The sequence below is a fragment of the Brachybacterium tyrofermentans genome (assembly GCF_039526165.1).
Classification (GTDB): Bacteria; Actinomycetota; Actinomycetes; order Actinomycetales; family Dermabacteraceae; genus Brachybacterium; species Brachybacterium tyrofermentans.
In genome coordinates this window covers 132,461-157,613 of record NZ_BAAAIR010000043.1, presented here as the reverse complement: position 1 = coordinate 157,613, position 25,153 = coordinate 132,461, and the positions used below count along the sequence as shown (strand labels likewise).

Genomic DNA, 25,153 nt, shown 5'->3' with positions numbered 1-25,153 from the left:
GCCGCTCGCGGATCGTCGCTAGAATCCGTATATGCCCCGCCATGACGCCACCGCCCCTTCCACGTCGGGGCGCTGACGATGTCGGTGCTGTGGACGGTGCTGATACTGGTCGCGACGGTGGCGATCACTCCGGTCCTCGACCGTGCTCTCGGCCGCTCCGCCTGCTGGATCCTCGCCGGCCTGTATCTGCTCGCGGCCGCAGCTCTCGTCCCGGCGTCCCAGGCCGTCCTCGCCGGAGAGACCCGGCCGGCAGTCACCACGTTCTCGATCCCGTGGGCTGCGCAGTGGGATATCGATCTTGCACTGCGCGCAGATGGAATCGGGATCGTGTTCGCGATGATCGCCCTGGTCATCGGTGCCGTGGTGCTCGCGTACTCGGCCCGCTACCTGGAGCCGGGCAGGCAGCTGAGCTTCTCCCTGGTGATGGCGCTGTTCACCCTGTCGATGGTCGCGCTGGTGCTCGCCGATGACCTCGTGCTGCTCTTCGTGACCTGGGAGCTGACCTCGATCGCCTCCTTCCTCCTCATCGCCCGCTCCGGGCGCGGAGGACAGGCCGCCTCGATGCGCACCTTGCTGATCACGTTCCTGGGCGGCCTCTCCCTGCTGATCGCGGTCTCGCTGATGATCCTGCGCCTGGGCACCTCCTCGGTGACCGAGGTGCTCGCCGCGGACGTCTGGTCCGAGGACCCCGCGTTCGCCACGCTCGTCGGGCTGCTGATCGCCGTTGCCGCCTGCACGAAGTCCGCCCAGTTCCCGTTCCACGTGTGGCTGCCCGATGCGATGGCCGCGGCGACGCCGGTCTCGGCGTACCTCCATGCGGCCGCTGTCGTGAAGGCAGGCATCTTCCTGCTGCTCCGATTCAGCCCGGCCTTCCATGACGTCATCGCCTGGAACGTCCTGCTCATCACGGCCGGCCTGGTCACCGCCTTCGTGGGCGGCTTCCTCGCGCTCCAGCAGCGCGACCTCAAGAAGCTCATGGCCTACTCGACGGTCAGCCAGCTGGGACTGATCGTCACCCTCATCGGCGTGGGCACGGAGGCGGCGATCCTGGCTGCGGTGCTGCACACCATCGCCCACGCGCTGTTCAAGTCCGGCCTGTTCATGATGGTCGGAGTGATCGACCATGCTGTCCATACGCGCGAGCTGCGGCGCATGCCGGCTCTCGCACGGGCGCTGCCCGGCAGCTTCGTGGTGACGCTGCTGGGCTGCATGTCCATGGCAGGGCTGCCCCCGATGCTCGGCTTCGTCTCCAAGGAGGCGCTCCTGACCGGGGCATTGGACCTCGGTGGGGCTCCGGCGATGGGCTGGGTGGTCGCACTCGGTATCGCGGGCGCCAGCGTGCTCACCTTCGCGTACTGCGCGAAGATCGTGCTCGGCGTCTTCATCGACGGCCGGGACGAGGCCGCGCTGGCGCGACTCGACGCCGAGGCGACATCAGGAGACCGTGCCGCAGCAGAGGCCATGACCAGCTCGACGGACCCGACCGGCGCCGTCCGCGAGGCGCGCAACGCCCACCGGCCTGCTCCGCTGCTGCTCTGGCCGGCCGCCCTGCCGATCCTCGCGGGGCTCCCTCTGGCTCTCGTCGTGGGCGTGCTGGACACCCCGGTCGCCCGGGCGATGGACGCGGCGCTCGGCGGGGAGCACCATCCGCATCTCGCGCTCTGGCACGGCGTCACGCCGGAACTGGCGATCACGGTCGGCGTGATCGTCCTCGGCACCCTGTTCGCGCTCGGACGCCGCCGGCTGCTCCCTCCCCTGGAGGCGAACCCGTTCCCCGTCGACGGGGCGCGGATCCTGGGAGCGGTGGACCGCCTGGCCAGGCGCTTCGCCCTGCTGCTCGTCAGGCCTATCGCGAGTGACGACCCGATGCGGCATCTCGCCGCGATCCTGGCAGCATTCTGCGTCGTGATGCTGGCGGCCTTCGTCGCCCTCGTCGGGGATCTCCCCGCGCTGACGCCAGGGCTCACCGTCCCCTTCGACGTCGTGCTCTTCGTGCTCATCCTCGGGGCGGTCGTGGTGGTCTGCACGCGGCGCGACCGCCTCGGCGCGGCGGTCGCCCTCTCCGCGGTGGGCATTCTCGCGACGGTGCAGATCCTCGTCCTGGGAGCGCCCGACGTCGCCCTGACCCAGCTGCTCGTGGAGTCGCTGACGATCATCATCATCATGCTCGTGCTGCAGAGGCTCCCGCGGCGTTTCGATCCCCCCGGGCGTGCCCCGCGCCGCGGAGCACTGTTCCTGGCCGTGGGCGTCGGGCTCGCCGCCGGTGCCGGCATGTACCTGTTCATGGGCCGACGCGAGCGCAGCGACGTCGCCGAGTACTACATCGCGCACGCCGAGGAGATCACCGGCGGCCACAACATCGTCAACGTCATCCTGGTGGAGTTCCGTGCCCTGGACACGCTCGGCGAGCTGTCCGTGCTCGGCATGGCTGGCGTCGCGATCGTCGCCGTGCTCTCCAGCGTGCGACACATGTTCATCGATCCCGACGGCGGGACCGGCAGCGAGGACGGCACCGACGCCGACAGGGCGCCGGCACTGCGCAGCGAGGGGACCGCGGCCGATCGGGCGATCAACAGCGCCTGGGGCAATTCCGCCGCGCTGCAGCTGATGGTGCGGGTGACCGCCCCGATCCTCGCGCTCCTCTCGATCATGCTCTTCCTGCGCGGGCACAATGAGCCGGGCGGCGGATTCATCGCCGCGCTCGTCGGGTCCGCGATCGTCGCGCTGATGTATCTGTCCACGTCGACGGATCGACAGATCGGCCCGCTCAGGCTCCCCCTGTTCCTCATCGGAGGGGGCATTGCGGTGGCTCTCGGCGCCGGCGCCCTCGGGTTCCTGAAGGGTGGCTTCCTCGAGCCGTTGCACGGACACCTGCTGGGTGCCCACGTGTCCACCTCGATGATCTTCGACCTGGGCGTGTACCTCGCGGTGCTGGGCCTGGTCATGGTCGCGGTGAACCTGCTGGGGGCCGGCGCCTCCACCGGGTCCGCCACGCCGGGCGAGAGCACTCGTGAGCGGACCGATGAGGCGGTCGAGGGCGAGCTGCCCGGGCCGTTGGACACCACTCGCGGAGAAGAGGTCGTCCGTCGGCGCCGAGTCGGTGTCGGCACCTCGCACCTGACGACCGGAACGAAGCCGAAGGAGGGCGGTCGCCGATGATCCTCAGCCTGACTGTTGCCGTCCTCGTCGCCGGCGGCGTGTACCTGCTGCTCCAGCGGAGCATGGTGCGCGCAGTGTTCGGGATGACGCTGATCAGCCACGCCGCGAACTTCGTGCTCCTGGCGACCGGAGTGCCGGGATGGCGTGCCGAGCCGCTCACCGACGTCTCCTCGCGCGCCGACATGGCGGACCCGCTCCCGCAGGCTTTCGTGCTGACCGCGATCGTCATCACCATGGCGGTCACCATCTTCATGCTGACTCTCGCCGTGATCGGCAGGGACGACGATATGTCCCAGCACCCGGCGACCGGGGAGAACCCTGACTCATGATTCCCACCGTTCCCCCCTCCCTCCTGCCGATCTTCGTCGTGGCCCCGCTGCTCGGGGCGGCTGTCCTGCTGCTCGTGCGCCGCCGGGCGGTCGACACCGCGGTGCTGATCGGCGTGCCGATCGCCGTCGGCCTCGGCGCGCTCTGGCTGCTGGCCTGGCATCGCACCGAACCGGTGATCTCCCACGCCGTCGGCGGATTCTCCGACGTGCTCGCCATCCCCTTCGTGTCCGACACGCTCAGTGCGGTGATGCTGCTGGTCACCGCGGTCGCGACGCTCGCCGCGAGCATCTTCCTGGTGCTGACCGGGGAGTCGCGGTATCGCTTCCTGCCGCCCTTGGTGCTGCTGCTGAGCGCCGGGGTCAACGGCGCACTCCTCACCGGCGACCTCTTCAACCTGTTCGTCTGGGTCGAGGTCATGCTGATGCCTTCCTATGCGCTGATCGCCGTGACCGGCAGCTGGCGACGCCTCGGCATCGGCCGACTCTTCGTGCTGGTCAACCTGCTCACCTCGACGGTGCTGCTGATCGGCGTCGGTTTCGTCTACGGCACCGCGGGCACGGTGAACCTGGCCTCGCTCGCCGGCGCCGGGAGCGAGGACCCGGCGACCGCGGCGGCCCTGGCCGTCGTGCTCCTCTCCCTCGCCGTGAAGGCGGGCATGGTGCCCGTGCATTCGTGGCTGCCGCGGGCGTACCCCGGCACCTCTGCCGGGATCATGGCGCTGTTCTCCGCCCTGCACACCAAGGTCGCGCTGTACGCGATGTACCGCATCGTCGCGGTGACCTTCTCGGACGGGCTGCCGTTCTTGGCGGTGCTCGCGGTGCTGGTGCTCGTGACGATCCTGGTGGGCGCCTTCTCGACGGCGAGCGCCCGGCGGGTGCGGACGGCGATGGGCCACCAGATGGTCTCCGGCGTGGGACACATCCTCCTCGGCCTGGTGCTGTTCACCCAGCTCTCCGTCACGGCCGGAATCCTCTATCTCGTCCACCACGTGATCACGATGTCGGCTCTGCTGCTGACCACCGGCGCGATCGAGCACACCTACGGATCCGGTCGCCTGGACCGGATCTCAGGGCTCGCGCGCCGGGATCCCTGGGTGGTCGGGGTCCTCGCGCTCGGGCTGTTCAGCCTCGTCGGCCTGCCGCCCACCTCCGGTCTATGGGGCAAGGTGGGGCTGCTGCGGGCCTCCGCCGAGCAGGTGACGATCGGGGGGTCGATGCTCGGGTGGGCGGCGATCCTCGCGGTGATCGTCGCGTCGGTGGGGTCGCTGCTCGGCCTGCAGCGCATGTGGCGAGGTATCGCATGGGGCGAGGACATGACCACCTATCGCCCTGACGACCCGCGCGTCGGGCGCGGCGATCCCCTCCCGCTCCCGGACGAGGTCCGGGTGCCGTGGCGTCTGGCGATGCCGGGTGCGGCGATGATGGCGCTGTCGCTCGCGATGTTCGTGGGCATCGGCCTGGTGCTGCCGACGATCGACACCGCCGCGACCGACCTGCTGGACGTCGATGCCTATGTGGAGGCGGTGATCGGACGATGAGGCGCCTCGGGTACATGGCCTCCTATGCCCTGTGGATCTTCGGGGAGATCCTCAAGGGATCTCTCCAGATGGCCAAGGGCGTCTACAGCAGGCGGACCCTGAGCTCCCCGGCGATCGTCGAGTATCCGCTGCGGGCCACCACGGACATCGAGATCATCACGATGTCCTCCTCGATCACGATCACGCCGGGCACCTTGGTCGTCGGGATCGCCCACGGCACCCGCGAGGAGCGTTCGAGCCTGTTCGTCCACGCCCTGTTCGCCGAGTCGCGGGAGCAGGTCCTCGCCGATCTGGGCGAGATGGAGGAGCGGCTGCTGAGGGCGACGCGGGGAGCAGACGGGGCGGACGCCGCCCTGAATACGCGCCGGGGCGGGCTCGGCGACGAGCGGTTCGTGGACGGCCGCGTCGCTCGGTCCCTGCATGAGCACGGCCGGGACGGTCATCGGCCCGGCCCCACCACCGCTGAGGAGGAGGAGTCATGAGCGTGATCCTGTGGGTGACCGTCGCTCTGCTCGGCGCGGCGATCCTGGTGGGTCTCTTCCGGGTGGCCACTGCACCGGACGCCGCCAGCCGGGCCGTCGTCGGCGACCTCGTGTTCTTCTCCGGTGTCGGACTGATCGTCCTGGTGGGCCTTCTGAAGGCCTCCGCCGCCGCGGTCGACGCCGCACTGATCGCCTCCGTGCTGGGCATCCTGGCCACCGTGGCCCTGGCACGGATTCTCACCAGGGGGCGCCGATGATCGCCGTGCTCGATATCGCGGTGAGCATCCTCATCGCCGTGCTCCTGCTGGGCGGCGCGTTCTGGATGCTCACCGCCGCGCTGTCGATGTTCCATGCGCGCGACTCCTTGAGCCGCATCAACGTGCTCTCGCCGGCCACCGGCCTGGGACTGCCGATGATCGTCATGGGGGCCTTCCTGGAGCATGCCCGGGTCGACGGATTCGATCCAGCGCTGCTGCTCAAGTCCGTCGTCACGGTGCTCGCGCTGATCATCGTGTCGTCGGTCGCCTCGAACGTGCTCGCGCGGGCTGCGTATCTCTCCGGGTCCCCGGTGGATCCGCGGACAGCGCCTCAGGACCTCGCGCGGGCTCCGGGGGAGGGCGAGCAGGTGCCGCACAGCGACGATCGCTGAGGATCCTCACGGTGTGCGGGGCGTCCGCCGCGCGGTACTTACCAATCGGTTACAACAGATTCCTCTCCACTCGTGACGTGCTGACCTGCGTCGATGAGGCGCTCGACGGAGCGCTCGAGGGGGCGTCCGGTGGCGACGCGTCGAGAAACTGCATAGCGTGACCGCGTTTACGACGGCGTGCGCCGCTGGGTCGAAGGACGGATCCGTCGTGCACGCTCGCAGTCCGATGGTCTCCTGCCGTCGGCCGCTCCTGACCTCGTGGGTGCTCTCGCCGCGTCATCGGGAGCGCCGCCACGACGTACCCCCGGCACGTGCGCGAAGAACGGGAAGTCCCCTGTGACGACATCGACCACCCCTGATCCCACGCCCTCCGAGGGCACTGTCCCCGAGGTCTCTGGCTCCGAGGGCACCGCCTTCGAGGACCTCCCTCCCCGCCGCACCATCCGCCAGGCCGTCGCGGCCTCCGCGATGGGCAATGCCACCGAGTGGTACGACTACGGCGCCTACGCCGTGGTCGCCACCTACATCGCGGCGCACTTCTTCCCCTCGGGCTCCGAGGGCCTCTTCTGGACCTACGCCTTCCTGGCGATCTCCTTCATCGCCCGTCCCTTCGGCGGGTTCATCTGGGGGCCGCTCGGCGACCGTCTGGGCCGCAAGCACGTGCTCGCGCTGACGATCATCCTGATGTCTGCGGCGACCTTCCTCATCGGCGTGCTGCCCACCTACGAGCAGGTGGGCATCCTCTCCCCGATCCTGCTCGCGGTGCTGCGCCTGGTCCAGGGCTTCTCCACCGGCGGCGAGTACGGCGGCGCGGCGACCTTCATGGCCGAGTACGCCCCGGACAAGCGCCGCGGCCTCTACGGCAGCTTCCTCGAGTTCGGCACCCTGGGCGGCTTCGCCCTGGGCACCGTGGTGGTGCTGATCCTGCAGCTGGCCATCGGTGAGGACGCCATGGCGGCGTGGGGCTGGCGCGTGCCCTTCTTCATCGCCGCCCCGTTGGGCCTGATCGGCCTCTACCTGCGGTCCAAGCTCGACGAGACCCCGGTGTTCCAGGACCTCGAGGATGCCGGCGAGTCCGAGGAGAGCGCGACCGGCGGTCTGCGCGACCTGATCGTGAAGTACTGGCGCCCGATCCTGGTCATGGCCGGCCTCGTGATCCCGCTGAACATCGCGAACTACACGCTGCTGACCTACATGCCCGGCTATCTCGAGACCAAGATCCACCTCACCTCGAACGAGTCGCTGATGGTGATCCTGGTCGGCGAGGTCGCGATGATGGCGGTGATCCCGTTCTGCGGATCCCTGTCGGATCGGATCGGCCGCAAGAAGATGTGGTGGTTCTCGATGATCGGCCTGTTCGTCATGGCTCTGCCGATGTACATGCTGATGGGGCAGAGCTTCGGCCTCGCGATCGTGGGCTTCGCGGTGCTCGGTCTGCTGTACATCCCGCAGCTGTCCACGATCTCGGCGACCTTCCCGGCGATGTTCCCGGCCCATGTGCGCTTCGCGGGCTTCGCCGTCACGTACAACGTGTTCACCTCGATCTTCGGTGGCACGGCCGCGCCGCTGAACGAGGCGGTCGTGGAGTCCACGGGGTTCCTCGAGTTCCCCGCGGTGTACGTGATGATCGGCTGCGTGGTCGGCATGATCGCCCTGCTGTTCCTCAAGGAGACCGCCGGGGCATCGCTGAGCGGCACCGACATCCCCGAGTCCGAGCCCGAGGACTACGGCATCGACGTCATGCTGGCGGAGGACAAGGCCCTCGACGACGCCGGTCGCTGAGCCGGCAGGTCTGCAGATCCACGTGAACTGGCTGAACCGGCTGGACCAGCTGGACCGGCTGGACTGCCGACCCGCATGACCTGCTGAGCCTGCTGACGGGCGCGGTGCGAGACTGGTCGTCATGTCTCCCACCGCGCCCGTTCTGCGTCGCTTCCTCCAGCTCGACGTCTTCGCCGATCGTCCCCAGCGCGGCAATCCGCTGGCCGTCGTGCTCGATGCCGACGACCTGAGCGACGCAGACATGCAGCGCGTGGCGCGCTGGACCAACCTGTCGGAGACCACCTTCCTGCTGGCGCCGACCACGCAGGAGGCCGACTACCGGGTGCGGATCTTCACCCCGTCGGGCGAGCTCCCCTTCGCCGGGCATCCCACGCTCGGCACCGCGCGAGCCTGGCTGTGGGCAGGCGGCGAGCCAACCGGTGAGCAGATCATCCAGGAATGCGCGGCCGGGCTCATCACGGTGCGCCGTGACGGGGACCGGCTCGCCTTCGCCGCTCCGCCGCTGCGCCGCAGCGGTCCTCTCGAGGAGGCCGACGTCATCGGACTCGCGTCGGCGCTCGGGGTGCCCCGCTCCTCGGTGCTCGCACACGCCTGGGCCGACAACGGGCCGGGTTGGAGGGTGCTCGAGCTGGAATCGGCCCAGCAGGTCCTGTCGCTGGCCCCGGACCTGGCAGGGATGGCGGACGCGAAGCTCGGGGTCGTGGGGCGCCACGATCCCGCCGGCACTGATCCCGCCGACACGCATGCCGCCGGCACAGATCCCGCCCGTGCCGATCCGCTCTACGAGGTCCGCGCCTTCACGCTCGGCGGCATCGAGGACCCCGTCACCGGCAGCCTGAACGCGGGCATCGCCCAGTGGCTGGTGGGCCGCGAGCCGATGCCTGCACGGTGGACCGCGGCGCAGGGCACCGTGCTGGAGCGCGAAGGACGCATCGATGTGCAGGTCGAGGCGGATGGGCCGATCTGGATCGGTGGCGCCACCGTGCTCACCGTGGAGGGATCGATCCTGGTCTGAGCCGCCGCGGAGCTCAGGGACCGCTCGGCGGGGCCAGCTGCTCCATCGCCCGGCAGATCGTCGCGTGCACCTCGCTCTCGCCCTCCTGCGCGGCGGTCTCGGGGTCCCACTCCAGGGGCGGGGCATCGGCATCCTCCGGCCCGTACAGCCACCACACGTTGTGCCACGGGTCCTGGAACCGCGCGATCGTCGAGCCGTAGAACGGGGAGACCTCCGTGATGATCCGTGAGCCCGCGGCGAGGGCGCGTCGCAGCACCTCGTGAGGATCCTCGACGTTGACCTGGAGGAGCGCCGGGGTGAAGGGCCAGCCGGGCTTGGAGTCGACGACCATGAGGCACGAATCGCCGATCCGCGCCTCGGAGTGGATCAGGAGGCCATCGGTATCCACAGCGTGGGCCTCGGGCGTCTCGACGGCGTCGAGCACCGCGCCGAGGAACTCGAGGAAACCGCGGGCCCCGCCGGGACCGGTCACGGCGGCGAAGGCGTTGAGGCTGCCGTAGCCGCCGGTCAGACGTGAGATCGGAGTGATCAGGGAGGAGTTCTGTGACGTCATGGCTCGAGCATCTCCGGCCGTGCGGACAGGGCCTGTCCGCGAACGGGTGCGGCCCGGTGGGCGTCGGCCGTCCACATCCGCAGATGTCGGAGCGCTCGCATGTCTACCCTGTCCTCATGGTGACGACGCTTCCGTACGGGTCCTGGCCCTCGCCCATCTCCGCCGAGCTGCTCGCCACCGGCGGCACCCGGCTCGGCGCTCCGCAGCTGGTGGGCGATGCCGTGTGGTGGACCGAGGGCATCGCGACGGAGGGCGGTCGCCTCGCGATCGTGCGCTCCGCGGGCCCCGTCGCCCTGCCCTCCGTCGACGACGGGCCGGCCCCGATGGACGGTCCATCGACCGATCCCGTGACCGTGCTGCCCGCGCCGTTCAACGCGCGGTCCCGGGTGCACGAGTACGGCGGCACGAGCTGGACGGCCGTACCCGGCGCCGAGGCCTCTGCCTCTCCCGGCGGTGCGGGGGACACTGCCTCTCCGGGCGGCGCCGGGGATCCACCCCTGGTCGTCTTCGTGAACTTCGAGGACCAGCGGGTCCATGCGTTCCACGAGGGGGAGCAGCCGCGCCCGCTCTCGCCAGTCGGCCCCGAGGTCGCCAGCGCGCAGGGACCCTCCCTGCGCTGGGCAGATCCCACGCCGGTCCGCCTCGCCGACGGCACCGACGAGGTCTGGTGGGTCTGCGAGGACCACACCGGTGGGGAGCAGGGCCCGCGGTCCGGGGCCGACGGTGCACCGCACATCGAGCGCTATATCGCCGCCGTCCCCCTGGACGGCTCGGCCGCCGAGGACCCGTCGGCGATTCGCCGGGTGACGCCGGCGTCCCGCTTCGTCGCCCATCCGCGGGTCAGCCCCGACGCCTCCCAGATCGCGTGGATCAGCTGGGAGCACCCGAGGATGCCGTGGGACGGCACCGAGCTCCACGTCGCCCCGCTGCTGGGCGGCAGCGCCGGGGAGGGCCGGATCGTCCTCGGCGACGCCGAGACCTCCGTGCTGCAGCCCGAATGGCTCGACGACCAGCGCCTGCTCGCGATCTCCGACGCGTCGGGCTGGTGGAATCCCTGGGTGTGGACGACCGACGACGGCGCCCAGCAGGTCCTCGAGCTCGACCAGGAGTTCGCCGGGTCGATGTGGTCGCTCGGCACGACCTGGTTCCAGGTGCTCGATGCCGACACGGTTCTGGTGCGTTACGGACGCGCCGCGGACGGCCTCGGGATCCTGCGGATCGGCACCGGCGACCTGCAGCCCCTGGACTGCCCGCTCACCTCGATCGCCGGCATGCAGCTGCGCGAGGACGGCCTGCTGGTGCTCGCCGGCTCCTCGCTGACCCAGTTCGCCGCGATCAACGTCGCCCGCCTGGAGCTGTCGCCAGGTGCGGAGACGGCTCTGCCCGCTGTTCCGCCGGGCGATCGGTCGGATGCCACGTCGACCGGCCCCGCGCCTGCGCTCTCCCCGCTCACGCTGCTGCGCTCCTCCCGCTCCGACGCCCCCGACCCGGCTGTTCTGCCCACGAGCGAGAGCATCGAGGTGCCGCTGCGGAACGACCCTGACGGCGGCGTGGTCCACGCGATCGTCCACCGCCCCCACCAGGAGGGCCTGGCCGGCCGCGAAGGCGATCTGCCGCCCTTCATCGCGCGGGTGCACGGCGGCCCCACCGGGCACGTCCCCCCGGTGCTGCATCTGCCCACCGCGTACTACACCTCCCGCGGGCTCGGGGTGGTCGACGTGAACTACGGCGGCTCGACCGGCTACGGCCGCGCCTACCGCAACCGTCTGCGCGGGCAGTGGGGCGTGGTCGACGTGGAGGACACCGTGGCCGTCATGGAACACCTGGTCACGGCCGGTATCGCCGATCCAGGGCGGTTGGCGATCGAAGGCGGCAGCGCCGGCGGGTGGACCACGCTGGCCTGCCTCACCCGCACCGACACCTTCGCCGCGGGCGCCTCGAGCTTCGGTGTCGCCGAGCTCGAGAAGTTCCGCCTGGACACCCACGACTTCGAATCGCGCTACATCGACGGTCTCGTCGGCCCGTACCCGGAGCGGAAGGACCTCTACGTCGAGCGCGCCCCGCTCCACCACGTCGAGGAGCTCGAGGTGCCGGTGCTGCTGCTCCAGGGCGACGAGGACCGCATCGTGCCGCCCAGCCAGTCCGAGCTGTTCCGCGATGCGCTCGCCGCCAAGGGCATCCCGCACGCCTATCTCCTGTTCGAGGGCGAGCAGCACGGGTTCCGCAAGGCCTCCTCGATCATCCGCGCGGCGGAGGCGACCCTGTCGTTCTACGGGCAGGTGCTGGGCTTCAGCCCGCCCTGCGTGCCGGTGCTCGAGCTGGAGCGTGGCTGAGATGGCCACGTTCCCGCAGCAGGGCGTCCAGGTCCAGCCCCCCGTGACCCCGGCGATCGCACTGGCCGTGATCGCCGTGGTGCTGGGGATCGGCGGCCTGCTGGTGCAGCTCGCCGCCGTCGTGCTGCCCCTGGCCTCCTTCGAGGACCCTGAGCCCGCGGCCTCGATGGTCCTCGGTGGGCTCCTGCTCGCCGGCGGCTTGATCTCCCTGGGTCTCAGCCTCGCGCTGCTGATCCTGTCCATCCTGGTGGTGGTCCGCGGGCGAGGGCTCCTGCGTCGCGGCGGGATCGTGCTGATCGTGGCGTGGGCGCTCGGTGTCACCGTCAACGTCACCGGGGGCGGCGACCCGGCTGCGATGTCGGACGGCATGGCAGGCCTGATGCAGGTGGTCACCATCCTGGGGATCGTCATGGGGCTGCTCCGAGCCGTGCTCCTGCTGGTGGGGGCGGGGATCCTGGCGTACGGCCTCTCCGCCCTGCGCCGGGGGAGGGCGGGACTTCCGACCCGCTGACCGGGCGTGACGCTTGCCACATCGTGGCGCCTGTCGATAGCGTGGCCGACGGCCCGCGCCGCACCTCGTCGGCTGCGGGTGACCCTGATGCGAAGGAGCTTCATGGACCACCGGATCACCCGTCGGACCGGACTGACGGCCACTGCCCTGGCCGCGACGACCGCCGCCGTCGGCCTCCCCGCCGCGGCCTTCGCCGCCGGCGACCCCGCCCCGTACAAGAGGAGTCCCGCCGCGGAATCCGCCCGCTCCGCCCCGAGCTGGCGCCGCGGCGAGCCGCATCGCCACCCCTGGGACCGTCGTGGATCCGGGAAGACCCTGCGCGAGGCCCAGCCGGGTGCCGTGAGCCTGGACGCCGAGACGCTCGAGGAGCTGCCCGGCATCATCCGCGCCGGGCTCGAGTTCGATCCGCCGCGCTTCGCCGGGGCCTCCGTGCTGATCGCCTCGCAGGCAGGGATCGCCCTCGAGCACGCCGACGGCTACGCGCTGCGCTGGAAGGATGCGAGCGAGGAGCTGCCCGAGGACCAGCGGATCCCTGCGCGCACCGACACGATCTACGATCTCGCCTCGATCTCGAAGATCTTCACGGCGACCGCTGTCATGCAGCTGGTCGAGCAGGGCGAGCTCGCCCTCGACGACACCGTCTCCTCCTACCTGCCGCGCTTCGCGGAGAACGGGAAGGGGCGGGTCACCGTGCAGCAGCTGCTCACGCACGTCGGCGGCCTGCCGGCCTTCATCAACCTCTACTCCGCGTACCCGGATGTGCCCTCGCGCCTGGATGCGGTGCTCACCGTCGCGCCGAAGACCCCCGCGGGCACCGAGTACGTCTACAGCGATCTGGGTCTGATCACGCTCGGCCTGGTCGTGGAGAAGCTCTCCGGTCAGACGCTCGACGCGTACGTCCGCGAGCACATCACCGAGCCTCTCGGGATGCACGAGACGATGTACAACCCGCCCGCTGAGCTGCGCGACCGCATCGCCGCGACGGAGTACGTCGAGTACTACGGGTATCTCGTGCACGGGCATGTCCACGACGAGAACGCGTACTCCCTCGGCGGCGTCGCCGGGCACGCAGGCGTCTTCTCCACCGCGCGCGACCTCGCGGTGCTGGGGCAGATGTTCCTGGGCGGCGGACGCTACGGGAACGCCCGGATCCTCAAGGCGGAGACCGTGCAGGACATGTACACGGACCGCATCGCGGAGATCACCGGGGTGGGCGGCGCACGGCGCGGCCTCGGCCCGGAGCTGGAGGCCTGGTTCTATCACGCGGGCCTCACCAGCCCGTACAGCGGGGCCCACACCGGATTCACCGGTACCTCGCTGGTTATCGACCCGCTCACCGACACGATCGTCATCATGCTCGCCAACTCGGTGCACCCCACGCGCGAATGGTCGAGCACGTCGGCCACTCGCCGCGAGGTCTCCACCTGCGTGGCCCATGCGCTGGGGCTGGTGCCCGAGGGGGTGCGTTCCGGGTGGCGTGCTGGCCAGGAGGACGGCACGACCGCGACGCTGACCGCCGCGGTCGACCTGCCCACGGCGGGCGGGGCGCCGGAGCTGCGACTGGATCTCTTCTCCCACCTCGAGACCGCGTACGACATGCTCGCCGTCGAGGCCTCGCAGGACCAGGGCTCGACCTGGATCCCGCTGGCCGGCACCCTCGAGGCGAAGCATCAGGAGAGCGTCGCGGTGCCGGACGGCCAGATCACCGGCTGGGGCCGGCGACAGCTGTGGAACGGGGTGTTCCCCCTGGTCGACAGCTCGGGATCTGCGGGTTCGGGATCTGACGGGCCTGAATCCGGTGGTTCGCCGGTGCTCTCGGGCGAGGTCCAGATCCGTCTGGCGATGACGACGGACACCGCGACCCGCGGGCTGGGTGCCTGGGTGGGACGGATCCAGGTGGCCGACGGGCGCGACACGCTCCTGGACACCGACCGGGCCGCCGACCGCGAGCAGATCGTGGCCGACGGGTGGGTCGACGCTGGCTGACCGTTCCATGGCGGGCACCGCTGCCTGATCGTTCTATGGAGGGCACCGCCGCCTGGTCGTTCTATGGAGGGCGCCGCCGCCTGGTCGTTCTATGGAGAGCACCGCCTCCTGATCGACGGCCCCGCGCGCAGGTGGTGCGGGGCCGTCGTGCGACGTCGTGTCGTGCTGGCTCGTGTCGTGCCGTGTGGGGTCTGCCCTGGTCAGGACGACGCGGCCACGGCCTTCTCGATGTCGTCGGCGATATCTGCGGGCTCGACGTCCGAGGCGTAGCGGCCCAGCACCGTCCCGTCGCGACCGATCAGGAACTTCGTGAAGTTCCAGCCGATGTCCCCGGCGGGGATGTCGCCGTGCGAGCCGGTGAGCCACTGGTACAGCGGGTGCGCCCCGTCTCCGTTGACCTCGATCTTCGCGAACATCGGGAACTCGACCCCGAAGTTCACCGAGCAGAACTCGGCGATCTCGGACTCGGTGCCGGGCTCCTGGTGCATGAACTGGTCGCAGGGGAAGCCGAGCACCATCAGGCCCTTCTCGTGGAAGCGCGCGTAGAGGTCCTGCAGGCCTGCGTACTGCGGGGTGAACCCGCACTTGCTGGCGGTGTTGACCACCAGGACGGGGGAGCCCGCGTAGTCGGCGAGGTCCTTCTCAGTACCGGTGATCGTGGTCGCGGTGAAATCGGCGAGTGTCGTCATGGGTCTCATTGTGGCCCTCGATGCTGGGGAGGAGGGGTTGGTCGCAGGTTCCAGTCGCAGGTTCCGGTCGGGACCCGGGCTCTACCCCGGGCGTGGCGCTGAACTCGACCCCGGGGTCCGCGCTGGACTCGACTACGGTCACGGCTACGGTCACGGCTACGGTCACGACTCCGGTCACGGCTACGGACGCAGCTCCGGACGCAGCTCCGGACGCAGCTCCGGACGCGGCCCCCGGTCTGCGGGCCGCCGTTCCTCCCCGCCCGCCGTTGTCCACAGTGCGCCGCGGAATCAGCGGAGATCCACGCAAATATTGCAGAATAATGATCGCTCCGCCGGAGTCGCTGTCGTGATCTTTCCTCCACACAGGGTAGTTTTCCACAATATCCACAATGGAATTGTGGAAAACCTCGTCGGGTTGTCTCCGGGGTTGTCTCTTAGGCTGACTTCGACGTGCGTAGTAAGGCTATCCATGCAGGTCGCAGAGGCTCGATGCGCATCAATGGCGACAGCTCCACGAGAGGTCACTTGGTCGCCTTGAGCTTTATCCACATTTTCGCCGACGTGTTTCGTTTGTCGGTCGTGCGCGGGATACTAGGGGCATGTCGACGACGCGCAACAATATCGGTGATGCGGAAGGTTCCTCGAACTCTCCGTGGTCGCTCGATGCTGTGCGGGAGGGCGGCGTGGAGGGTCTGGCGCGGCTGCTCGGCGACGTCGGCTTCCTCCTCGAAGCGCTCGCGAGGGATCCGGGCACTCTGTTCGAGACGCGGGGGATGGCGCGCAGCAGCATCACTCACCTCATGGTCTCCGAGCAGGTGATCAGGGGCGCGCAGGATGCCCTCGAGGCCCGCACGGTGGTGGCGCTCGCCGAGGTGACCCGCCGGGATCGTCTGGCGGAGGCACGGGATGAGGCGGCCCAGGAGGATTCCGCAGTGCGTTCATCGACGATCCTGGACAAGCAGGCCGACGGGCGCACCCGTCGGGACCTGTCCCTGATCGCGCGGTGCTCGCCGTCGGCCGCTGGCAGTTCGCTGGCGTCGGCCCGACGACTGGTCGCCTCGATGCCGAACATGCTGACCGCGATGGCCGAGCGGAAGGTCTCCTCGCGGGCCGCCTACGCCGTTGCGGGCTCGGTGTCGGTGCTCGACGGCGCACAGCTCCGCGAGGTCGACGCGATCCTCGGCGAGCGGCTGCCGTCCCTGGACGGGGCCGGGGTGAGGAGATGGCGAGATGAGGCCACTTCCGCGATGATGGATCTGGACGCCGAAGGGTCGGTTCTGCGGCATCGCCGCGCGCGGAGAGGTCGTGGCGTGACGATCACGCCGGGCGATCACGGCATGGCGGATCTGCGTGCTCATCTTCCGGCGATCGATGCCCGCCTGCTGCAGAAACGTCTGTCGCTCGAGGCGGAACGTCGCCGGGCCGAGGGCGGGGATGCCGGTCACGGCGCGCTGATGGCGGACGCTCTGGTCGACACCGTCCTGGGCCGAGATGGAGCGATGGACGAGGTGGAGCTGGACCTCGGCGTGATCATCACCGACCGTGCCCTATTCCGGCCCGATGCCGGCGACCCTGCGCACATCGAGGGGTACGGCCCTGTCCCGCCCGAGGCGGTGAGGGAGCAGCTCCGGGCAGCAGTTGCGCCGCCCCGGGCCGCCGATGCTGATCCTTTCGGGAAAGACGGCCCAGTCACTCGTGCCACCATCCGTCGGCTGTTCACGCACCCCACCTCGGGGGAGCTGGTCGCTGTGGAATCCCGCGGCCGCGCCTTTCCGTCTGCCCTGGCGAAGTTCCTGACCTGGCGCGATACGTCGTGTCGTGGTCCGTTCTGCAATGCGCAGTCGCGCCAGAACGACCACATCAAGCCCTACGCGCGGGGAGGTCCCACGAGCCTCGACAACGGTCAGGACGGCTGCGCGCACTGCAACCAGAAGGAGAACGACGCTCTGTCTGTCGAGCGCGTCGACGATGCGGACCATCCGGGTCATCAGGTCGCGTGGACCGGTTATTCCGGCGTCACCCGCGTGACCGCGCCGACTCCGTTGAGCCGTCCACCACGTCCATCACCCGCCGACGCTCAGTCTCCGGACCCGATCGACCTGGATGCAACTGACCTCAACGGAACTGACTCGAGCGAAACTGACTCGAGCGAAACTGACCCGGACGAAAATGACCCGGACGAAACCGACTCAGACGAACCTGGCATGGAAGCGGCGTACCGGGACCCACCCTCCCCGGATACGTCGGCCGTGGAGCCACCTGCGGAGACTGAACACGAGCGGCCGGAAGCGGCACCGGAGGCTCTCGACCAGGGAATCTCTCCGGCGCACGGTGCCGGACGGAGCGAAGGAAGGCGACGCAGGGCGCAGCGTGAGAGAGCCTGGCGTCTGTTGACGAGCCGCAACCGCCGGCGGGGAACAACCGCATCGGCACCGGATGCCGGGAGTGAATGACCAGGTGACCAGGTGACCAGGTGACCGGGTGACGAGGTGACCGGGTGACCGGCTCCGATCGGGATCGTTGAACCCGGCCCCTCACCCCACGCCGTCGGCCACCAGTTTCAGAGCGGCCCGTGCGGCACCGTCCATGACCCCGACCTCCTGCACGCAGCGAGCGAACAGCCACTGCTTGGCCCGCACAGGATCCAGACCCGTCAGGCCCGCCATCCGCTCCGCGAAAGCGCCCGGTTGCGAGGTCACCCGCTCGGGATCGTTGAGCATGTGCTGCAGCAGGTCGTAATGCGGATCGCCCACATACGGCTTCGGATCGATCAGCACCCATTCCCGTGCCGCCGCGTCGCCCCGTGCCAGCACGTTGGACGGATGGAAGTCGGTCGCCAGCAGCACCTGATCCCCATCCCACTCCCGCGGCAGGGAACGGAACAGAGCCAGCCCTCGGTCCACGATGTCCCGAGGGAGGGGGGAGTCTCCGGCGTCCGCTCGGGCCTGCGCCTCGTCGGCCCACCAGGCGCACATCTGTGACAGCGGGCGGAACTGCGCAGCCTCTGCGGACGGCAGCACAGTCTCGGGCCGCACCCACATCCGACGCAGCAGCCCCGCAGCCACCTCGTCCCTCTCCGGCCAGGTCAGCAGGTCGGCAAGGGGTGTGCCGGGGAGCACCTGCTCCATCAGCAGCAACGACGTCTGCCCCTGCAGCTCGCTGCGCAGCACCCGGGCGGCGCCGAGTCCCTGCCATGCCGCCATACCGGCCGCCTCGTCCCGCGACTCCTCGTGCGCCCAGGCGACCTTCAGGACCAGCTCTGCGCCGTCGCGGTCCTGCACCGGTGCGACCCATGCCGCTGACCCTCCGGGGGAGAACGGGGCCGACGCTTTCAGGGACCATCGCGTCAGCACCGTCGCGACGATCTGCGGCAGCTCGGCACACCATGCGATCACTCCGGGATCGTCGGTCGACGCGAGAAGTGGAGGCAGTGCGTGCCCGGCGACCAGCGTTTCCGTCGTTCCGGCGTCATCGCCGGTTTCGGCGTCGGACTCGATCATGGAGGTCTCCTTCAGCGGTGCATCACGCGGGTGGGACGAGCAAGGCGGGTAGGGCGGGTAAGACGGCTGGGACGGCTGGGACGGCTGGGACGAAGGGGACAGCCGGCATGGGAGGCACGAGCAGGACTGACTGGGCCGGCAGCAGAATCGGTCTGGCAGGGCGGCCCAGCCCGGACGGTTAGCATTCTTGCGTGAAACCGTTCGTACAGATCGCCACCCGCCCCGAAGACGACGTCGCCCTCACCGAGAGGGCCGCCGTGCTCGACTTCACCGGCCTGCGTGAGGACGATCTGATCTGGGCGCGCCTGGACCGTGAGCCGTTCCCGGAATTCTCCGCGGACGATATCTCCGGCATCATCCTCTGCGGAAGTCCCTTCACGGTCTCGGAGCCCGAGGACGCCAAGTCCGACGCCGAGAAGCTCGCTGAGCGCGAGATCTTCCGGGTCCTCGACCAGGTGGTCGCCGAGGACATCCCGTTCCTCGGTGCCTGCTACGGCATCGGGACGCTCGGCACCCACCAGGGCGCCGTCATCGATCGCACCTACGGTGAGCCGCTCGGCGCCGTCGAAGTCACCCTCACCGATGCCGGCCGCGAGGATCCCCTGATCCGCGAAGCGGGCCTGCCGGGTGTGTTCACCGGACTCGTCGGCCACAAGGAAGCGGTGCACACCCTTCCCGACCACGCCACGGCGCTCGCGTCCGGGCGCACCGCACCGGTGCAGATGTTCCGCGTCGGCACCCGCCAGTACGCCACCCAGTTCCACCCCGAGCTGGACATCCCCTCGATCATCGAACGGGCCCGCGCCTACCGCGACCACGGCTACTTCTCGCCCGACGAGATGGAGGACATCTTCACCGACCTCCAGAGCGAGCGGGCCGACGAGCCGCCGAAGCTGCTGCGCGCCTTCGCCACCCTCTTCGCCCGCTGATCACGTAGACGGTCTGATCAGGTAGCCGCGCGGAGCGGGCGCGTCTGCTGGTCGGGCGCGTCTGCTGGTTTGGCGGGTCTGCTGATCGGGCAGTTCCGCTGATCGGCCAGCCCCGCCGCAGCCGGGAAATCGCTTCCTCGCGGCACGTCCTCCCCGTGCTGGAGCACTCACTCCGGTAGCGTCGCGCCCGTGCCCCGATTCACTCCTGAGCAGGTCCGACGCCGACAGCTCGTCGCTGGCGTCCTCGCGCTGACCCTGCTGCTGGTCCTCGGCGGCTGCACCGCCGCACTGATCGGAGCGATCCGGGGCGACGACGCGGGGGGCGGTGCCGCTCAGCGAGAGCCCTTCCAGGCCGACGACGACGCCCTGACCGTCGCCACCACCCCCACCGACGCGGCTGCGCTCGAGAACCTCCCCGGCGACATCGCTCTCGGGGCCGACGAGACCATGGGCGTGGACGTGTCCGCCCACCAGGGGGAGATCGACTGGGCGAAGGTCTCCGCCGACGGATTCACCGTCGCGTACATCAAGGCCACCGAGGGCACGGGATACACCGATGCCGCGTTCCAGCAGAACTGGGACGGGGCCCGGGCCGCTGGCCTCACCACCGGTGCCTACCACTACTTCACCCTGTGCTCCTCGGGCGCCGAGCAGGCCGAGGACTTCCTCGCGGCGGCCCCGCCGGACGATTCCGCCCTCCCTCCGGCGCTCGATCTCGAGTTCGACGGTGCCTGCGAGGACCGCCCTGACGGTGCTGACGCGCAGACGGAGATCGACGCCTTCACCGCTGCCGTGGAGAAGGCCTGGGGCCGCCGTCTGGTCATCTACTCGTCCTCGGACTGGCGCCAGCACTACGGACTTCCGGTCACCGGCCCCCGCCCCGACTGGCTGTACTCCGAGCGCGCCCGGCCCGTGCAGGCCGACTGGGCCGTGTGGCAGGTCCGCTTCGACGGCGCGGTCTCCGGCATCTCCGGTGGGGTGGACATCGACGTCGTGCGCGCCGAGCAGGTGCGCCGCGATGCCGAGATCGCCGAGGGCGACGGCGCGATCTCGCACGCCGAGGGGAGGTAGCACCAGGCAGGACCAGCACCGGGCAGAACCAGCACCTGGCAGGAGCAGCACCTGACGGGCGGCGTCAGCTCCCGGCAGGGAGACACCAGCCTCAGCTGGGCAGGTCGTGCGTGACCACGCTCTCCTGCGCGAGGACCTCCGCCGCGTCATCCAGGACCGCGACCCAGTGCTCGAGCTGGCCCTGCCGTTCGGCCACGCCCAGCAGCCGCTCCTGGTGGATCGTGATCGTGGTGCCGGCAGGCGTCCCGAGTGCGGACGCCTGCAGCGTCACCTCGAACTCCGTCTCATGGTCGAGGGACTCCGGGGTCCACCGCATCCGCACCCGTCGGCCCACATGGCAGCCGATGACCCGGCCGCGGGTCCTGCCGTGATGGCGCAGCGGGGCACCCACCATCTGCGGGATGGAGTCGACGCCCAGCCACGGCGGGAGCCACTCGGTCAGCAGTCGGTGCCACACCTCCGGGACGGAGGCGGCCACGGTGCGTTCGACGGTGAGTGCCCACCCGGCGTCACGGGTGAGTCCGACGGGATCATGCCTGGTCCGAGGAGGGTGCATGGAGCCACCGTAGAGCGCCCGATCGGGTCCCTGACCCCGGGTTCCCGAGACGTTCGTGCGACGTTCCCGAGGCGTCCTCAGGTGTTCGCCACCCGGTCGCCGCGACGTCATCCGGCGCGCAGCCAGGGGGCTCATCCGGTCTGCCGCCAGGGTTCGGGCCCAACTCCCCGGCCGGGCGGTCAACCGGGCCGGTTCACCCCGCTTCCACAGCAGTCTTCAGCGACCCGGCCTCGGAGACGTCGCCGGTGAACGTCTCGCCGTCGATCAGCACAGTCGGCGTGCCCTCGGTGCTCTGGCGGGCCTCGGGCTCGACGACATCCTGGACCCAGGGGATGTAGATGCCCTCGGTGACGCAGGAGCTGACGTCGGCTCCGGTCGCCTCGCCCACCAGGTCGGTCAGCTCCTCATCGGTGAGGCCGGACTCCCCGGGCTGGGAGTCGAACAGCGCCGTCTCCGCCGCGAACCACGCCGCCGGGTCCGCATTCCCGGCATAGGCGCAGATCGCGGCGTTCGCGGCGCGACTCGAGTAGCCGGCCGGGGAGGAGTTCGGATCGAGCATGGGGCGGGGGTGCACGCGCAGCGTGATCTCGCCGTCCTCGGCCAGCTGCTGGAGGTCCGCTCCCTGGGCGTCGTGGAAGGTGGCGCAATGGGGGCATAGGAAGTCGATATAGACGTCGACGACGGGGCCGTCCGCGGCCGTGCTCAGCTCGAGGTACGGCTCGTCCTGCCCGACCTCTGGGGGCAGGACCAGATCGCCGGTGCTCGTGCCCGAACCCGCGGGGACCTCCTGATCCGTGTGGCCGCTGGTGTACAGCACCCCGCCGACGACCAGTCCGACCACGACGAGCAGCGCGAGGCCCAGGCACGCGATCGCGGCGATGATCCCGACGACGAGCGGAGTGCGGGAGCGGGGCTGGGTCGAAGAACCGGTCATGCCGCGAATCCTACCCAGGGTGCCCGAGGCATCCCGTCGCCCGTCGCCCGTCGCCCGTCGCCCTTGCCCGTTGCGTCGGGGAGGAGGGGTGTCGGGGGCATGGGGCATCCTGGGGCGATGACGACGTGGAGCACCTGCCCGGAGCGGCCCGGCGATGAGGCGGCCGTGCGCGAGATCCTGACCGCGGCCTTCCCCACCACGGAGGAGGCGGATCTGGTCGATGCCCTGCGCGCGGACCCGTCGGCCTGGGTCGAGGGACTCTCCGTCGTGGCCCTCGACGACGAGGGCCACCCGGCCGCGCATGCCCTGCTCACCCGAGCGCACGTCGGCGGCGAGGAGGTCCTCGCGCTCGCGCCGTGCGCGACGCGTCCCGAGGTGCAGCGCGGCGGTGCCGGATCGGCGGCGATCCGGGCGGGGCTCGCGGCCGCCCGCGATCGCGGCGAGAACGTCGTCGTCGTGCTCGGCCATCCCGCGTACTACCCACGCTTCGGGTTCGAGCCCGCCTCCCGGTTCGGGATCACGGCGCCCTTCGAGGCGCCCGACGACGCCTTCCTGGTGCTCGCCCTCGACCCGGGCCGGCCGGTCCCGCGCGGCGAGGTCCTCTACGCACGCGCCTTCGGGATATGAGCGAGCCGCTGCTCCCGCCCGCATCCCGACCCCAGCACGAGCCCCGACCCCCGCACGAGCCCCTGTCCCTGCTCCCGCTGCGCGCCGTGCGCGACCACCCGCTGGCCCCGGCGGACAGGTCCACCTGGCCCGCGACCCTGCCGCCGGTGCGCCAGCTGCTCGAGGAGGGTCTCGAGCTCGGCCAGATCACCGTGCTGACCGGGGACAACGGTGCCGGGAAGTCGACTCTCGTCGAGGCGATCGCGGGCGCCTACGGCCTCAACCCCGAGGGTGGGGGGACCGGCGCCATGCACTCCACCCGCACCACGGAGTCGCCGCTCGTCGACCACCTCCAGCTGGTGCGTGGCGCCGGCGCCGCGAAGTCCGGCTTCTTCCTGCGCGCCGAGACCATGCACTCGCTGTTCACGTACTACGAGGAGATCGGCGTGGGCGGCATGATGCATGAGCGCAGCCACGGCGAATCGTTCCTCGAGCTGGTCGCCGAGCGCTCACGGATCCGTGGGCTGTGGCTCCTGGACGAGCCCGAGTCCGCGCTGTCGATCAGCGGATGCCTCGCCCTGCTCGGCCTGCTGCGCGAGCTGGTGGCGAACGGCTCGCAGATCATCCTGTCCACGCATTCCCCGGTGCTCGCCGCGCTGCCCGGCGCTGATCTCCTCGAGGTGGGCCCATGGGGTCTGCGCAGCGTCGCCTACGACGACCTCGACCTGGTGCGCACCTGGCGGAGCTTCCTCGACGCCCCACAGCGGTTCCTCCGCCATCTGGGCTGAGTGGTCCGGGCTGAGTCATCCGGTCTGAGCTATCCGCACCGAGTGGTCTGGGCTGAACGGCCCGAGTAAACCGTCAGAGCGGAGCGATCACGGCTGCAGCCGGTGCCGCTCCCAGGCGCCGTCGGCCCCGAGCGAATAGGCGATGCGGTCGTGGAAGCGGTTCTGTCGGCCCTGCCAGAACTCGATCCGTTCGGGGTGGATCCGCAGGCCGCCCCAGAAGTCCGGACGCGGGATCTCCTGCCCGTCGAACCGGGCCTCCACCTCCGCGTACTGCGCATCGAGCTCGGCCCGCGATCCGATCTCGCGGGACTGGTGGGAGGCCCAGGCGCCCAGCTGCGAGCCGCGCGGCCGCTGCGCCCAGTAGGCGTCGGACTCGGACCCGGGCAGATGCTCGACGCGGCCCTCGACCCGCACCTGCCGCTGCAGCGGATACCAGGGCAGCAGGAGCGCCGCGCGCGGGGTGGCGTCGAGCTCGGCGGCTTTCGACGAAGCGAGGTTCGTGTAGACGACGAATCCGCCCTCGTCGTGCCCTTTCAGCAGCACGGTGCGCGAGCGCGGCCGCGGGCTCCCGTCAGGATCGATCGCCACGGTGGACAGGACCACGGCCGACGGATCCGAGAGGTCGCCGTGCTCCTCGCGCCGGGCGAAGGCCTCGCCCATCCACACGTCGAACAGGGCCAGCGGGTCCGCCGGGGCGTCGTCGGCAAGCGACCCGGAGAGGTAGTCGAGGCGCTCCTCGGCGAGGCGGTGGTCGGCGGGACTGTCGGTCATACCGGTGATTCTAGAGCTCGGCGCAGGTCGCGGCGCGGTGGCCCGGGAGCGCTGACGAGGGCGGAGCAGTCGACAGACGCGGGCGTCCGATGGGGGCGCGGCGGCCGACAAGCGCGGGTGGCCGGCGGGACCGCGGCCGCGGTCAGCGGGAGAGCGCGGCGCCGCCCTCGGCGATGGCGCGCAGGGCGGCCAGGTGCGACTCCAGGGCTGAGTGCCCGTCGGCGGTCAGCGCGACCCAGGTGAGGCGGCGGGAGTCGCCGCGGTCGGGCGAGGACTCCTTGGTCACCGTCACCAGCTCGGCGTCGCCGAGCACCTTGAGGTTCTTCGACAGGTTCGCGTCCTTCAGCTCGAGCGCATCACGGATCACCGAGAACTCGAGGGCGTCGACCTGTCGCAGCAGGCCGCAGATCCGCAGCCGCACCGGAGCATGGATGACCTCGTGGAACTCGGCGGGAGGTGCGGGCTGTGGGCGAGTGCGCGCGGACGCGTCGTCGGACCGGCTCATCGCCGTGCGCTCACGGGCAGCGCGAGCTCCTGGCGCAGAACGGCGTCATAGCGGCGCCCCAGCAGCACGGTCGCTACGGCGGCGATCGCCGCGGGGATCAGCGCCCACCACGGGGAGCTGTCGGTGAGCTTGACGACGAGAGTGCTGACCAGAGCCAGGACCACGATGACCAGCAGCATGAGCATGAGCCGCCGGCTGCGCGGTCCGGCAGGCTGGGTGGTGGCCACTCCGGAGTGCTTCTTGTAGGCCAGCATGAGGAGCGGGATCGCGACGATGGCCAGGGGGAGGAGTGCGACACCCCAGGTCCCCGGCAATGCCTGGCTGATGACGATGGCTGCGACGATCGGGTGGTACCACCAGGGCGTGACGACCCGCTCTGCCAGCCGTGCGCCGTCGTCGTCGAGGAAGGCCAGAGCTGCCCGGGCCTCGTCGGGATCAACGTTGCTTTCCATGTCGGCAAGTCTACA

The 25,153-nt window shown here is 70.3% G+C and carries 25 protein-coding genes; 16 read left to right on the top strand and 9 right to left on the bottom strand.

The features are described from left to right. Nucleotides 1-78 precede the first annotated feature (78 nt). The 8 genes from ABD093_RS12765 to ABD093_RS12730 all read left to right on the top strand — a co-directional run bounded on the left by ABD093_RS12765 (nt 79) and on the right by ABD093_RS12730 (nt 8,954). Nucleotides 79-3,159, top strand: a complete 3,081-nt coding sequence (locus ABD093_RS12765; protein WP_343924932.1) for a DUF4040 family protein — start codon at nt 79-81, stop codon at nt 3,157-3,159. Beyond that, entirely contained in the window at nt 3,156-3,488 is a 333-nt protein-coding gene (locus ABD093_RS12760; protein ID WP_193116898.1) for a sodium:proton antiporter, read from the top strand. Before ABD093_RS12765 ends, ABD093_RS12760 begins: the two co-directional genes overlap by 4 nt. Continuing rightward, complete coding sequence (locus ABD093_RS12755) at nt 3,485-5,026, top strand: proton-conducting transporter transmembrane domain-containing protein (protein WP_193116899.1); 1,542 nt, start codon at nt 3,485-3,487, stop codon at nt 5,024-5,026. The genes ABD093_RS12760 and ABD093_RS12755 overlap by 4 nt, the downstream gene beginning before the upstream one ends. After that, nucleotides 5,023-5,508, top strand: a complete 486-nt coding sequence (locus ABD093_RS12750) for a Na+/H+ antiporter subunit E (protein WP_193116900.1) — start codon at nt 5,023-5,025, stop codon at nt 5,506-5,508. The genes ABD093_RS12755 and ABD093_RS12750 overlap by 4 nt, the downstream gene beginning before the upstream one ends. Further along, nucleotides 5,505-5,765 carry a monovalent cation/H+ antiporter complex subunit F gene (locus tag ABD093_RS12745; RefSeq protein ID WP_193116901.1) on the top strand — a complete coding sequence of 87 codons (261 nt, stop codon included), beginning with the start codon at nt 5,505-5,507 and terminating at the stop codon, nt 5,763-5,765. The genes ABD093_RS12750 and ABD093_RS12745 overlap by 4 nt, the downstream gene beginning before the upstream one ends. After that, nucleotides 5,762-6,157 carry a cation:proton antiporter gene (locus tag ABD093_RS12740; RefSeq protein ID WP_193116902.1) on the top strand — a complete coding sequence of 132 codons (396 nt, stop codon included), beginning with the start codon at nt 5,762-5,764 and terminating at the stop codon, nt 6,155-6,157. Before ABD093_RS12745 ends, ABD093_RS12740 begins: the two co-directional genes overlap by 4 nt. A gap of 336 nt (nt 6,158-6,493) precedes the next feature. Then, entirely contained in the window at nt 6,494-7,939 is a 1,446-nt protein-coding gene (locus ABD093_RS12735; protein WP_343924928.1) for an MFS transporter, read from the top strand. Nucleotides 7,940-8,060: 121 nt separating this feature from the next. Further along, nucleotides 8,061-8,954 carry a PhzF family phenazine biosynthesis protein gene (locus ABD093_RS12730; protein ID WP_193116903.1) on the top strand — a complete coding sequence of 298 codons (894 nt, stop codon included), beginning with the start codon at nt 8,061-8,063 and terminating at the stop codon, nt 8,952-8,954. A 13-nt stretch (nt 8,955-8,967) separates the two neighbouring features. On the opposite strand, the gene ABD093_RS12725 is transcribed toward ABD093_RS12730, so the two are convergent. After that, complete coding sequence (locus ABD093_RS12725) at nt 8,968-9,507, bottom strand: VOC family protein (RefSeq protein ID WP_193116904.1); 540 nt, start codon at nt 9,505-9,507, stop codon at nt 8,968-8,970. 116 nt (nt 9,508-9,623) lie between these two features. On the opposite strand from ABD093_RS12725, the gene ABD093_RS12720 reads away from it, so the two are divergent. From ABD093_RS12720 to ABD093_RS12710, 3 genes are all read left to right on the top strand, one after another. After that, nucleotides 9,624-11,840 (top strand): prolyl oligopeptidase family serine peptidase, encoded by a 2,217-nt coding sequence (locus tag ABD093_RS12720; RefSeq protein WP_343924925.1) that lies wholly within the window; start codon nt 9,624-9,626, stop codon nt 11,838-11,840. Nucleotide 11,841: 1 nt separating this feature from the next. Further along, nucleotides 11,842-12,351: a hypothetical protein gene (locus ABD093_RS12715; protein ID WP_343924923.1), complete on the top strand. Its 510-nt coding sequence runs from the start codon at nt 11,842-11,844 to the stop codon at nt 12,349-12,351. A 102-nt stretch (nt 12,352-12,453) separates the two neighbouring features. After that, the gene (locus tag ABD093_RS12710) at nt 12,454-14,337 is read left to right on the top strand and encodes a serine hydrolase domain-containing protein (protein WP_343924921.1); all 1,884 of its coding nucleotides are present in this window, start codon (nt 12,454-12,456) and stop codon (nt 14,335-14,337) included. Nucleotides 14,338-14,537: 200 nt separating this feature from the next. Here the strand turns inward: ABD093_RS12710 and ABD093_RS12705 are convergent, their stop codons facing one another. Both ABD093_RS12705 and ABD093_RS12700 read right to left on the bottom strand, forming a co-directional pair. Next, nucleotides 14,538-15,026 (bottom strand): glutathione peroxidase, encoded by a 489-nt coding sequence (locus tag ABD093_RS12705; protein WP_343924919.1) that lies wholly within the window; start codon nt 15,024-15,026, stop codon nt 14,538-14,540. Between the two features lie 521 nt (nt 15,027-15,547). Beyond that, the gene (locus ABD093_RS12700) at nt 15,548-15,823 is read right to left on the bottom strand and encodes a hypothetical protein (protein WP_343925002.1); all 276 of its coding nucleotides are present in this window, start codon (nt 15,821-15,823) and stop codon (nt 15,548-15,550) included. A 264-nt stretch (nt 15,824-16,087) separates the two neighbouring features. On the opposite strand from ABD093_RS12700, the gene ABD093_RS12695 reads away from it, so the two are divergent. Further along, the gene (locus ABD093_RS12695) at nt 16,088-17,479 is read left to right on the top strand and encodes an HNH endonuclease signature motif containing protein (RefSeq protein ID WP_377802410.1); all 1,392 of its coding nucleotides are present in this window, start codon (nt 16,088-16,090) and stop codon (nt 17,477-17,479) included. Nucleotides 17,480-17,560: 81 nt separating this feature from the next. On the opposite strand, the gene ABD093_RS12690 is transcribed toward ABD093_RS12695, so the two are convergent. Next, entirely contained in the window at nt 17,561-18,526 is a 966-nt protein-coding gene (locus tag ABD093_RS12690) for an aminoglycoside phosphotransferase family protein (protein ID WP_343924917.1), read from the bottom strand. Nucleotides 18,527-18,717: 191 nt separating this feature from the next. On the opposite strand from ABD093_RS12690, the gene ABD093_RS12685 reads away from it, so the two are divergent. Both ABD093_RS12685 and ABD093_RS12680 read left to right on the top strand, forming a co-directional pair. Next, nucleotides 18,718-19,455, top strand: coding sequence for a glutamine amidotransferase (locus ABD093_RS12685; protein ID WP_343924915.1), 738 nt, complete (start codon nt 18,718-18,720; stop codon nt 19,453-19,455). A 189-nt stretch (nt 19,456-19,644) separates the two neighbouring features. Continuing rightward, nucleotides 19,645-20,526: a glycoside hydrolase family 25 protein gene (locus ABD093_RS12680; protein WP_343924913.1), complete on the top strand. Its 882-nt coding sequence runs from the start codon at nt 19,645-19,647 to the stop codon at nt 20,524-20,526. Nucleotides 20,527-20,617: 91 nt separating this feature from the next. Here the strand turns inward: ABD093_RS12680 and ABD093_RS12675 are convergent, their stop codons facing one another. Beyond that, on the bottom strand, nt 20,618-21,082 hold the full coding sequence (locus tag ABD093_RS12675) for an SRPBCC family protein (protein WP_343924911.1): 465 nt from the start codon (nt 21,080-21,082) through the stop codon (nt 20,618-20,620). A 193-nt stretch (nt 21,083-21,275) separates the two neighbouring features. Further along, the gene (locus ABD093_RS12670) at nt 21,276-22,016 is read right to left on the bottom strand and encodes a DsbA family protein (RefSeq protein WP_343924909.1); all 741 of its coding nucleotides are present in this window, start codon (nt 22,014-22,016) and stop codon (nt 21,276-21,278) included. A gap of 117 nt (nt 22,017-22,133) precedes the next feature. On the opposite strand from ABD093_RS12670, the gene ABD093_RS12665 reads away from it, so the two are divergent. Continuing rightward, nucleotides 22,134-22,643, top strand: a complete 510-nt coding sequence (locus ABD093_RS12665) for a GNAT family N-acetyltransferase (protein ID WP_343924907.1) — start codon at nt 22,134-22,136, stop codon at nt 22,641-22,643. Next, a complete protein-coding gene (locus ABD093_RS12660) occupies nt 22,640-23,410 on the top strand; it encodes an AAA family ATPase (protein ID WP_343924905.1) in 771 nt (256 codons plus the stop codon). Before ABD093_RS12665 ends, ABD093_RS12660 begins: the two co-directional genes overlap by 4 nt. 87 nt (nt 23,411-23,497) lie before the next feature. On the opposite strand, the gene pdxH is transcribed toward ABD093_RS12660, so the two are convergent. The 3 genes from pdxH to ABD093_RS12645 all read right to left on the bottom strand — a co-directional run bounded on the left by pdxH (nt 23,498) and on the right by ABD093_RS12645 (nt 25,138). After that, nucleotides 23,498-24,181, bottom strand: coding sequence for a pyridoxamine 5'-phosphate oxidase (gene pdxH, locus ABD093_RS12655; protein WP_343924903.1), 684 nt, complete (start codon nt 24,179-24,181; stop codon nt 23,498-23,500). 142 nt (nt 24,182-24,323) lie between these two features. Then, entirely contained in the window at nt 24,324-24,686 is a 363-nt protein-coding gene (locus ABD093_RS12650; RefSeq protein WP_343924901.1) for a transcriptional regulator, read from the bottom strand. Next, on the bottom strand, nt 24,683-25,138 hold the full coding sequence (locus ABD093_RS12645; protein ID WP_343924899.1) for a hypothetical protein: 456 nt from the start codon (nt 25,136-25,138) through the stop codon (nt 24,683-24,685). Before ABD093_RS12645 ends, ABD093_RS12650 begins: the two co-directional genes overlap by 4 nt. Nucleotides 25,139-25,153: the final 15 nt, after the last annotated feature.

Excerpts from the sequence above, each read along its gene's own strand:
- ABD093_RS12660 (WP_343924905.1), top strand. The coding sequence starts at position 22,640 with ATGAGCGAGCCGCTGCTCCCGCCCGCATCCCGACCCCAGCACGAGCCC.
- ABD093_RS12670 (WP_343924909.1), bottom strand. The coding sequence starts at position 22,016 with ATGACCGGTTCTTCGACCCAGCCCCGCTCCCGCACTCCGCTCGTCGTC.
- ABD093_RS12715 (WP_343924923.1), top strand. The coding sequence starts at position 11,842 with ATGGCCACGTTCCCGCAGCAGGGCGTCCAGGTCCAGCCCCCCGTGACC.
- ABD093_RS12745 (WP_193116901.1), top strand. The coding sequence starts at position 5,505 with ATGAGCGTGATCCTGTGGGTGACCGTCGCTCTGCTCGGCGCGGCGATC.
- pdxH (WP_343924903.1), bottom strand. The coding sequence starts at position 24,181 with ATGACCGACAGTCCCGCCGACCACCGCCTCGCCGAGGAGCGCCTCGAC.
- ABD093_RS12710 (WP_343924921.1), top strand. The coding sequence starts at position 12,454 with ATGGACCACCGGATCACCCGTCGGACCGGACTGACGGCCACTGCCCTG.
- ABD093_RS12730 (WP_193116903.1), top strand. The coding sequence starts at position 8,061 with ATGTCTCCCACCGCGCCCGTTCTGCGTCGCTTCCTCCAGCTCGACGTC.
- ABD093_RS12695 (WP_377802410.1), top strand. The coding sequence starts at position 16,088 with ATGCCGAACATGCTGACCGCGATGGCCGAGCGGAAGGTCTCCTCGCGG.
- ABD093_RS12750 (WP_193116900.1), top strand. The coding sequence starts at position 5,023 with ATGAGGCGCCTCGGGTACATGGCCTCCTATGCCCTGTGGATCTTCGGG.
- ABD093_RS12760 (WP_193116898.1), top strand. The coding sequence starts at position 3,156 with ATGATCCTCAGCCTGACTGTTGCCGTCCTCGTCGCCGGCGGCGTGTAC.
- ABD093_RS12650 (WP_343924901.1), bottom strand. The coding sequence starts at position 24,686 with ATGAGCCGGTCCGACGACGCGTCCGCGCGCACTCGCCCACAGCCCGCA.
- ABD093_RS12645 (WP_343924899.1), bottom strand. The coding sequence starts at position 25,138 with ATGGAAAGCAACGTTGATCCCGACGAGGCCCGGGCAGCTCTGGCCTTC.
- ABD093_RS12755 (WP_193116899.1), top strand. The coding sequence starts at position 3,485 with ATGATTCCCACCGTTCCCCCCTCCCTCCTGCCGATCTTCGTCGTGGCC.
- ABD093_RS12675 (WP_343924911.1), bottom strand. The coding sequence starts at position 21,082 with ATGCACCCTCCTCGGACCAGGCATGATCCCGTCGGACTCACCCGTGAC.
- ABD093_RS12725 (WP_193116904.1), bottom strand. The coding sequence starts at position 9,507 with ATGACGTCACAGAACTCCTCCCTGATCACTCCGATCTCACGTCTGACC.
- ABD093_RS12690 (WP_343924917.1), bottom strand. The coding sequence starts at position 18,526 with ATGATCGAGTCCGACGCCGAAACCGGCGATGACGCCGGAACGACGGAA.
- ABD093_RS12740 (WP_193116902.1), top strand. The coding sequence starts at position 5,762 with ATGATCGCCGTGCTCGATATCGCGGTGAGCATCCTCATCGCCGTGCTC.
- ABD093_RS12665 (WP_343924907.1), top strand. The coding sequence starts at position 22,134 with ATGACGACGTGGAGCACCTGCCCGGAGCGGCCCGGCGATGAGGCGGCC.
- ABD093_RS12765 (WP_343924932.1), top strand. The coding sequence starts at position 79 with ATGTCGGTGCTGTGGACGGTGCTGATACTGGTCGCGACGGTGGCGATC.
- ABD093_RS12720 (WP_343924925.1), top strand. The coding sequence starts at position 9,624 with ATGGTGACGACGCTTCCGTACGGGTCCTGGCCCTCGCCCATCTCCGCC.
- ABD093_RS12705 (WP_343924919.1), bottom strand. The coding sequence starts at position 15,026 with ATGACGACACTCGCCGATTTCACCGCGACCACGATCACCGGTACTGAG.